General features: G+C 66.2%; 4 protein-coding genes and 1 pseudogene. 1 reads left to right on the top strand and 4 read right to left on the bottom strand.

Translation table 11 applies throughout. The features are described from left to right. A pseudogene (locus AC5E6L_RS15130) lies at positions 1–510 on the top strand (ABC transporter substrate-binding protein); the annotation flags it as partial. A gap of 197 nt (positions 511–707) precedes the next feature. On the opposite strand, the gene AC5E6L_RS15125 reads toward AC5E6L_RS15130, so the two are convergent. From AC5E6L_RS15125 to AC5E6L_RS15110, 4 genes are all read right to left on the bottom strand, one after another. Next, positions 708–1,091: a gas vesicle protein K gene (locus AC5E6L_RS15125; protein ID WP_491774405.1), complete on the bottom strand. Its 384-nt coding sequence runs from the start codon at positions 1,089–1,091 to the stop codon at positions 708–710. Then, complete coding sequence (locus AC5E6L_RS15120; RefSeq protein WP_491774403.1) at positions 1,051–1,809, bottom strand: GvpL/GvpF family gas vesicle protein; 759 nt, start codon at positions 1,807–1,809, stop codon at positions 1,051–1,053. The genes AC5E6L_RS15125 and AC5E6L_RS15120 overlap by 41 nt, the downstream gene beginning before the upstream one ends. 12 nt (positions 1,810–1,821) lie before the next feature. Beyond that, positions 1,822–2,022, bottom strand: coding sequence for a gas vesicle protein (locus AC5E6L_RS15115; protein WP_491229467.1), 201 nt, complete (start codon positions 2,020–2,022; stop codon positions 1,822–1,824). Then, positions 2,015–2,525: GvpL/GvpF family gas vesicle protein (locus AC5E6L_RS15110; protein ID WP_491774400.1), on the bottom strand; the 511-nt coding region annotated here is incomplete at its 5' end. The genes AC5E6L_RS15115 and AC5E6L_RS15110, both read right to left, overlap by 8 nt.

Below are 2,525 nucleotides of genomic sequence, written 5' to 3'. Positions count from 1 at the left end.
CAGACGCCGATCGACATCGAGATGATGTATGTGGCGGGGCTGGCCTTCGAGGAGGAGATCGCGCTTTTGATGAAGTCGCTGCTCGACCAGATCGGCTTCAACACGATCATCCGGCCCGAGCCCTGGAACCGGATCACGGAACTGGCCGGCTCCATCGAAACGACGCCGGCGATGACGCAGGTCTTCTACGGCGCCACCTACCCCTCGCCCGACACCTTCTTTTTCACCCAGTATCACAGCCGCGCCGCCGGCACATGGGCGTCGATGGAATGGGTCATGGACGCGGAAATCGACGCGCTGATCGACGAGGCCCGCACGACGGCCGACATCGCTCGGCAGAACGAGATCTACAGGCGGCTCCAGCACAATCTGGTCGACAGGCAGGCAGCGGTGTTCCTTCTGACCCAGACCAGCCAGCTCGCCATGCACGAGTGCCTCGACAACTTCACCTGGGTGCCGTTGCAGAGCTTCGAGTACAACTTTCACACCATGAAGTGGGTGTGCGGCTGAGCGGTCGCGTCATCGGCACCTTGAACGCCTTCAGCGGAAAGGCCGTGTTTGATCCCGGTCCGGGACGGGGGACGGATTTCGCCACCGGCTGCGTTGAAAAGGCCTTGTGGTGGGCGACACCATGGCGGTCCTTTCGCCTTGCCGGAGACGAAATCCGGCGCGCGCCAGGCCCGAAGCCTGAACCTTCACAGGATGCTCTAATCCTCCGCGACGATATCGCCCATGTCGAGCCGCAGGTCGGCATCGGTGAGTCCGAACGCCTGTTTCAATTCTTCCATGCGGGTTTCGAGCTTGAGCAATGTCAGCCCGAGGCGCTCGATCTGGCCTGCGCTCAGCGTACCGCTTTCCACGCGGCGCAGCGCCTGACGCTCCATGAGTTGGCGCAACACTTCTATCAGGCTCAAAACCAGCCGGGCCAGATCGCGCTCGACCGTTTCGGGTTCGGCCGAAATCCGCTTCGCGCCGCCTTGCGCCGCCGAAAGGCCCGCGCGCTCAAAGGCGGTTTCGACGATGTGTTCGGCAAGATCGGCGGGACCGGTTTCAGCCATAAGGCACCCCCGGCGATGCGTTTGCCGGCCCATCCATCGCCACGAAGCTGTAGGGCGGCCAAGGGCCGGTGCACAAAAGGTCGGCCCGGGGGTTGGCGCGCCGCGCCTGCGACAGCCTCGCGCGGAACGCGGCGAGATCGTCTTTGCGGACGAGAAAGGCGGCGGCAAGTCCCCTGTCCGGATCGCGGCGATCGACATGGCGGACGAAATCCGTCGAAAGAGCGGCCAGAGGCGGGCAGATGCGATCGGCCAGATCGTTCAAGGCGCGCGCGGTCGCCGCCCGCGCCGCCGCCTGCAGGCCCCTGGCCAGAAGGTAGGCCGTGCCCGGCCCCGTGGACGGCGGCAATGCACCGGGATCGGCGTCACCAGCCCGCCCCCCCTGTTCGCCGCAAGCCTTGCCGGACGCAGCGGCAAGGCGCAGACCGACCTCGACATGGCCCCTGAACCGGTCGAGATCACGGCAAAACCGGTCGCGACGATGCTCGATGAACCGGTCGATGCCATCGGCATCGTCGAACACGGTTCCAAAGCGCGCCGGCAGCACGGTCTGAGCGGCCATCAGGGCTTCGAGAACCGCCAGGTGACGGCGCACATTGGACGCGGTCGCCACCGGCGTGCCGGCATAAAGCCGGCACACCACGGCACAGGGGCCCGCTCGCGCGGCGATCGCGAACGGCTTGCCCTGCCCGACCCCCCGGGGCAGCGCCAAGGGGCGCCGGGGCGGATCGACGATAGCGTAAAGATGGTACACAGGCCCCGCGCCTCAACGTTCCAAGCGCGCGTTTTCACGCAACTGTCTTGCCGTTTCGGTCGACGCCAGCAGGGCCTTGACACCCACATAGACGAGTTCGACATCGGCGAGCGAGATGGTCAGTTCGCCGTAAACGAAGACCCCCTTGTTCAGCGCGCGGTCAAGCAGTTCCGAAAGCGCAAGATCGCTTTGCGCTGTATGCATCTCATCCATGATCCCGCCTTTCCGGTGCCGATGAACCAGGCGCGGGCAAGGACGAAAAGCTGTAGGGCGGCCACGGCCCCGTGAGCTCGAAGGCAAAACCGTCGGCGGCGCATTGCGTCCGCAACTCGTCGAACACCGCCCTGAAGGCGGGCTCGCGCGCACGGTCGAGAAGATAGGACGCGTTCAGCACCATGGTCCGGCCGCCCGCGTTCGTTGCCGACCGCCGCGCCCTGCCCAGCGCGACGTCCCTGGCTATCGCGCCCAGGCGGCGATGGATCGCGCCCGCCTGCGCGTCCATCTCGCCTTGCAGATGCTGGTCGACGGCCTTTTGCAGCCTCTTGCGCGCAAAGAAGCATGCACCCGCCGATGCCGTCTGCATCTCCGCCCGCAGGGCGGCGGGCGCCGGCGCCCGCTTTGCGATCAGCGCCCTCAGGCGCCCGACATCGCAAAACAGCTTCACGCCCCATTCGTTCGTCCCGTCAATGCGCGACAGCGCGTCGCGCTGGGCGGCG

This window comes from Roseitalea sp. (assembly GCF_984466335.1).
The sequence above is the reverse complement of the archived record's forward strand: the minus strand, read 5'-3'. Positions and strand labels throughout refer to the sequence as shown.

What these genes read in the sequence shown, in the direction of transcription:
- AC5E6L_RS15125 (WP_491774405.1), bottom strand. Translation starts at nt 1,091, where the DNA reads ATGGGCCGGCAAACGCATCGCCGGGGGTGCCTTATGGCTGAAACCGGT.
- AC5E6L_RS15115 (WP_491229467.1), bottom strand. Translation starts at nt 2,022, where the DNA reads ATGGATGAGATGCATACAGCGCAAAGCGATCTTGCGCTTTCGGAACTG.